We start from the raw sequence: 4,896 nt of genomic DNA on the forward strand, positions 1-4,896 counted from the left end.
TTTTTTATTTTCCTTTTATCAAGCATTTTATTGCATGATAAAGATTGCAAGAATGATAAAATACAAAGATTTTAAACTTAGAACATCCAAGCAAAGTCATAGCTTCTTTTAATGCTAAATCAGCTGTCTTATAATCAGCTCTAGAATTTGCTTTTTCGCATAAAAAATCATGCACCACACAAGCACTAAAATACTCGCTTTTAAAAGGTGGAAACAAAGACCAAAAAAGGCGTGGGATACTTGCTCCATCCGTTTTAAAGCCTTGTGGTACAATGCCTTTATAATTTGGCAAAGAAAAAGCATAATCACTAATCACTTCAAATCTGTCTTTATCATAGGGCTTTACACAAACCCTTTTTAATTCTGCTTTAGTCATTTTTCACTCTCCCAAACAATTAAATCAAGCTCTTCTTTGCTTTGTGCATTTCTAGCTTTTTCTTTTAAAGCACTTGCTTTAAAAATAGTCTCTTGCACAAAATAAGCCATGCTACTTGCAAAAAGTTTAAACTCATCTACGCTAAATCTTGTAGTTGAATTATCAAGCGCAATCCAATCAATATAAGGAATTAAATTAGGATTAACAAGAGCATTGGTTACTGCTCCATTAATTCTTAACTGATCTTCATTAGAACTTTGATAGATTTTACCTTTAAAAGAAAATCCACCATTTAGAATATTTTCTTTTTTTGTATTAATCTCGTTGATTTTTAACTCTTTTGCCTCGTTTAAAAGCTCTTCTTCGCTTTTAGGAGGACTTGTTAAAGCATTAAACTCTTCTTCGCTAATAGGTGTTAAACTTGTTTTAATTTGCTCATCGCTCACTTCATCCTCATAAGCATAAATTTGATTATTATCGTTTTTGTCTATAAAATATTTCATTTTTTCTCCTTATTTGACATTTAAAATTGTTGCCTCAATATTTGACTTATCCATAGCAATATTAAACAATTCTATTTTATATGTGTCATTTGGTTTCAAAATACCTTCATAATGTGTTAATGGAATATATTTATTTGTTGAATTAGTGTATTGTATAGCATTTATTTTTTTTATTAAAGAATTATTTATGTATATACTAATACTAGCTTGACTGATTACATTATCGATTTGTTGAATTTTTATTGCAATAGGTGTTTTTCCTCCTGTTGTATTTGTGTATATCACATTATTAGACATAAAATGAGATTTAAGTAAAGAAGTTCCATCAAGATAAGTATTAAACCCTATCAATGCTAAAAGTTCTGGATCTTTTAGATTGAGTTGATTTTCTTTTAAGGTAGCTAAATTTACAAATTGATTGTCATTTGTAGCTTTTATAGAGCTTGTAGGTAGTTTGGTAAAGTCTTTAGCTCCTGTAATGGTTTGATTAGTAGCTAAAGTAACATATTTGGCAATTTCTGTATTAAATTTATTTTCTAAAAGATATTTAGCAAACTCATCCCATACTTTTTTAAACTCTGCATCATATTTTTGCATTAAAGCATCAATTTTAAGATTGAGTTCCACTTTAATAGCATCCACATAATCACGACTTGCCATGATCACACTAGGATCTAGTTTTAAAATAACTTCCTCTGCATTAGAAAGTTCCATGACAATTTTTATCATAAGCTCTTTAGCGCTGCCTTCTTTTAAGATAGGTTTATAAGTGCGTGGGACATTTCCTACTGCAAGCAAATCTCCTGCTTCATCATAAATGCCTACTGCATTAACTTCAAACCCGCCCACATCGCTTGGCACATGACACATTAAATTCACATAGTTTGGATTGCTTTCATCCACGCTTTTGCTACTAATATTAGCTTCATAAACAATCTCTTCTAAGCTTTGCATTTCTTCGCTGGGCAAAATAACTTTTGAACTTAATTTAAAGCTTTTTAAATTGATACCATTTCCACTTGCTCTTGCGGCAATAAATTTAGCAATGCCAATTTTTGTTAGTATGGTATAGTATTCACTTTTTGCCATTAATACACTCCTTTAAAATCAATATTAGTTCTTGTTATTTCACACATAAAAACACCCATTGCATTTAAACTTGGTTTCTGATTGTTTTCAATTTGCGTGGTTTGAAAAGGTAAGATTTCTATAGTTTCTCCACTTATTTCTACACTAGCATTAAAACTATCATTTTTACTTTCAATCTCTATTTCAATTGCTTCTAAAACGCTTCTAACATTTTTAAAATCATAAATTAGTCTTTCTAAAGTATTAAGCGTTCTTTCATCAAAGCTAACATTAGTTGTGCTTACTTTAACTTTAAAAAAATAAGGCTTTCCACCATAATTAAACCACTCTTTAACCACTGCAGTAGGAAATACGGCTCTTAAAGCTTCTTTTATAGCCCAAGTTGTGCCGTTGTATCTATCTAAAAGCAAGGCTTTAGATATAAGCTTTCTTGCTTCTTTTTCATTTAAACCATCAATACTTACATCATAAGCATTGGCTAAAATTGGCAATAATCTTTCATCGCAATTTAGAGCTAGATTTGTGATACTAGCTAAATTTAAATCTTCAAATCTTGTTTTAGCACTTAAATCAATGGCTTTGCTTTGTTTTGGATGGTGGTTTAGTATTAGTGTATTCATAGCACCGCCTTTTTTATGCTATCACTTTGTGCAAACGAAGTTCGCCCAAAGTCGCTTTTACTGAAGGCTTCCCGACCCATTGCTACACAATGCCCCTTCATAGTACTGCCTTTTCATAGCTAAGTAAAAAGCTAAGGGTTGCAAACTCATCATCAGCTATTATTATGTTTGCTAAAGGTAAGTCTTTTAATTCTTGCTCTTCTTCATTTATGATTTTTTCTTTAATGCTTAAAATTTCACTTTTATAAACCCCATCTTGATGTAAGCATTTATAAATAAATCCCAGTGCTAAATCCACGCTTAAATCAAAATCACTTTGTAAGGCATTGATTTTTTCACTAATTTCATTAGCACGGCTTAATTCTAAAAGTAAAAGTTTGGCATCTACGATAAACTCTCTTTTTTTAGCCAATTCTACATTTACTTCATCAGTTAAAGGTCTTCGCTCATCCGCACTTAAATACTCTTTAACCACATCAACGCTTAATTCATCTTCACTTTTAATGATAACTCTTACTTTTCCTGCTCCATTGTTTAAAGCTTTTATGGAAGCTACTTTTGCACTTGCGCTTAAAGCGTGATAGATATAGCCTTTTTCACTTCCTGCGGTTGAAAAACGATGTACACTCATTACAGCCCTTTCTCTTAAGGCTTCATCGCTTTCCTCACTGGCTCCACCACTAAAATATTCAAGTTGTTTAATCTTAGCCACAAAAGGCAGTGGGGTTTGTAAAAACTCGGTTTTACTTTCTTTGCTTTGAATAAATTCATCAAGTTCTAAAATACCTTGTGCTTTACTTTGCCCTTTTTTAATCACCACTTCTTCTTTTAAAGTGGCAAGGTCTGCTTTTTCATTGGAAAAAATCGCACCTTTTGGGATAATGACATCATAAGTAAGCAAAGTATTTAATTCAAACTCTACTTTGGCTGTGGGCTTAACCCCTTTTAATCTTTCAATCAAATAGCCATTAGCTACTACATTATCTAAATCACTTCCCTTTGCATAATGAAGATATGTTGCTTTTATACTCTCATTAATTCTTGCTCTAATTATCATTTCTCTATAAGCTAAAGCTTCTAAAATGGCTTTAAAAGGATCAGATTCTAAAAGCTCTACATTATCTTTTAAAAAGCTTTTAAAAAGTTCTTCATAGGCTTTTAAAAGCTTCTCATAGTCTTGCTCTTCTATGATTTGTGGATAAGGGATATCCTTTAAAAAGCTTTGTTTAAAATAGCTATCATTTGCACTTAAAAGCTCACTCATTTGCCTAGCTCCATGGTTAAATCCCCATAATTTTCAAAAAGCAAGGTAATGCTTAATTTATTGTCTTTACACTCATTAAGTCTCACACCTTTTAGCTTTACTCTTTTTTCCCACTTTGAAATAGCCTCTGCAGTGTATCTAGTAAGCTTTATCTTAAAATCATCATCGATTTTTCTATCTATGAGTGTATAAAGTAAAGAACCATACTCAGGTCTCATTACTCTTGAGCCTAAAGGAGTGATTAAAATGTCTTTGATACTTTCTTCGATGCTTACCATGTAATTCATTTTAAACCTTTGTAAAATTCAAAAATGTTTTCTAACATTTGAGAAAAACCTAAAAACATAAAAGCTATAAAAAAGCCTATAAAAATGCTTTTGATAAAAAAGTTTAGGTTTAAAAAAGCATAAAATGCCCCCATACAAAAGAGCATAAAAAAGACTAATGAAAATAAAAGCAAAAATAATTCTTTCATAGTTTTTCCTATCTTGGCGAAGCTGTGGCACCACAAGTACAAGAATGGATATGATTTGTTAAATCACCTTTGCTATCGCTTATATTTCCGCTAACTTGTAAATTGCCTATTAAGTTTAAATTTCCTTTTATGCTAAAAGTACCACTTGCCCCACCTTCGCCACTTGTAGAAATTGCTCCTGCAATTTGAGTATTACCATTTAAATTAATACTTGGAGCATTAAGCGTTATGGTATTAGCGTTTGTAGTATGATTTTTAGTATTTAAGGTGTTGTTTTGGTTATGGGTGGTTTTATCTACACAAGTGATATTTATATTTTTAACCACATCAAGTTTTAAAGTGCTACTCTTAGAGTTGTATTCTAAATGTGTTCCATCTTCAAAATCTATATTAAAAGTATTTTCATCTGTGTTTTTTGCTCTATGTTTTTCTTGGTAAAGCCCACGCAAAATAACTCCACTATTTAAATCCCCACGCACAGGTATGACTAATACTTGCTCTCCTATTCTTAAAGGAGAAAAGCTCACTGCATAAGAATTAGCTAGACTTTGAAAAACACTTAAAAAATC

The 4,896-nt window shown here is 31.3% G+C and carries 8 protein-coding genes; all 8 read right to left on the bottom strand.

What is annotated here, in order from left to right; genetic code table 11:
* Positions 1 to 4 precede the first annotated feature (4 nt).
* Positions 5 to 376, bottom strand: coding sequence for a DUF1353 domain-containing protein (locus tag AJ887_RS00905; protein WP_070284683.1), 372 nt, complete (start codon positions 374 to 376; stop codon positions 5 to 7).
* Positions 373 to 879: a DUF4376 domain-containing protein gene (locus tag AJ887_RS00910; protein ID WP_070284681.1), complete on the bottom strand. Its 507-nt coding sequence runs from the start codon at positions 877 to 879 to the stop codon at positions 373 to 375. Before AJ887_RS00910 ends, AJ887_RS00905 begins: the two co-directional genes overlap by 4 nt.
* A 9-nt stretch (positions 880 to 888) precedes the next feature.
* Positions 889 to 1,968 carry a phage tail protein gene (locus AJ887_RS00915; protein ID WP_070284685.1) on the bottom strand — a complete coding sequence of 360 codons (1,080 nt, stop codon included), beginning with the start codon at positions 1,966 to 1,968 and terminating at the stop codon, positions 889 to 891.
* The gene (locus tag AJ887_RS00920) at positions 1,968 to 2,588 is read right to left on the bottom strand and encodes a phage tail protein I (RefSeq protein ID WP_052789952.1); all 621 of its coding nucleotides are present in this window, start codon (positions 2,586 to 2,588) and stop codon (positions 1,968 to 1,970) included. Before AJ887_RS00920 ends, AJ887_RS00915 begins: the two co-directional genes overlap by 1 nt.
* Positions 2,589 to 2,685: 97 nt before the next feature.
* Complete coding sequence (locus tag AJ887_RS00925; protein WP_070284677.1) at positions 2,686 to 3,852, bottom strand: baseplate J/gp47 family protein; 1,167 nt, start codon at positions 3,850 to 3,852, stop codon at positions 2,686 to 2,688.
* Positions 3,849 to 4,139, bottom strand: coding sequence for a GPW/gp25 family protein (locus AJ887_RS00930; RefSeq protein WP_002795239.1), 291 nt, complete (start codon positions 4,137 to 4,139; stop codon positions 3,849 to 3,851). The genes AJ887_RS00925 and AJ887_RS00930 overlap by 4 nt, the downstream gene beginning before the upstream one ends.
* The gene (locus AJ887_RS00935; RefSeq protein WP_002795238.1) at positions 4,136 to 4,327 is read right to left on the bottom strand and encodes a hypothetical protein; all 192 of its coding nucleotides are present in this window, start codon (positions 4,325 to 4,327) and stop codon (positions 4,136 to 4,138) included. The genes AJ887_RS00930 and AJ887_RS00935 overlap by 4 nt, the downstream gene beginning before the upstream one ends.
* An 8-nt stretch (positions 4,328 to 4,335) precedes the next feature.
* A partial coding sequence (locus AJ887_RS00940; protein WP_070284675.1) for a phage baseplate assembly protein V occupies positions 4,336 to 4,896 on the bottom strand: 561 nt, incomplete at its 5' end.

Origin of the sequence: Campylobacter sp. BCW_6466 (genome assembly GCF_001762835.1) — a bacterium.
GTDB classification, from domain to species: domain Bacteria; phylum Campylobacterota; class Campylobacteria; order Campylobacterales; family Campylobacteraceae; genus Campylobacter_D; species Campylobacter_D jejuni.

Bases quoted from the DNA above. Each gene is read 5' to 3' on its own strand.
- AJ887_RS00905 (WP_070284683.1), bottom strand. From the start codon at position 376: ATGACTAAAGCAGAATTAAAAAGGGTTTGTGTAAAGCCCTATGATAAA.
- AJ887_RS00910 (WP_070284681.1), bottom strand. From the start codon at position 879: ATGAAATATTTTATAGACAAAAACGATAATAATCAAATTTATGCTTAT.
- AJ887_RS00915 (WP_070284685.1), bottom strand. From the start codon at position 1,968: ATGGCAAAAAGTGAATACTATACCATACTAACAAAAATTGGCATTGCT.
- AJ887_RS00920 (WP_052789952.1), bottom strand. From the start codon at position 2,588: ATGAATACACTAATACTAAACCACCATCCAAAACAAAGCAAAGCCATT.
- AJ887_RS00925 (WP_070284677.1), bottom strand. From the start codon at position 3,852: ATGAGTGAGCTTTTAAGTGCAAATGATAGCTATTTTAAACAAAGCTTT.
- AJ887_RS00930 (WP_002795239.1), bottom strand. From the start codon at position 4,139: ATGAATTACATGGTAAGCATCGAAGAAAGTATCAAAGACATTTTAATC.
- AJ887_RS00935 (WP_002795238.1), bottom strand. From the start codon at position 4,327: ATGAAAGAATTATTTTTGCTTTTATTTTCATTAGTCTTTTTTATGCTC.